At 48.7% G+C, this 308-nt stretch carries 1 protein-coding gene; it reads left to right on the top strand.

Annotated features, from left to right (window positions below; genetic code table 11):
- Positions 1–308 (top strand): hypothetical protein (locus ACKQTC_RS09225; RefSeq protein WP_408978150.1); only part of this gene is annotated, 308 nt, incomplete at both ends.

Here is a 308-nt window from a genome sequence, read left to right as displayed (position 1 = left end):
TCCCACGACCCTGTAACTGGAGACGTGAGTGTTACCTTCAATAACCCCCAACCTATCTCTAAAATCCACCACGTCCTATCTGCCGGTTATACAGACGGAACCTGGGGACCTTATGCAACCACAGACAAAAACTTCCTCTCCGTGTCTGAAGCCGCAGCATTCATTGCTCGGTCTCTAACCCCTGAAAAAAGGGAAGAACTAATGAGAGGTAGAGACTATGCAACAAACTCCACTACCCTGAATATGCCTTGGGCAGGTAACCCGGTTCGCTTCATGTTAGGCATTGGTGCGTTACAGCAATACGAACT

The organism is Peptococcus simiae (genome assembly GCF_046097595.1).
Taxonomy (GTDB): Bacteria; Bacillota; Peptococcia; order Peptococcales; family Peptococcaceae; genus Peptococcus; species Peptococcus simiae.
Note: the sequence above shows the minus strand (reverse complement) of the source record. Positions and strands in the feature narration are given on the sequence as shown.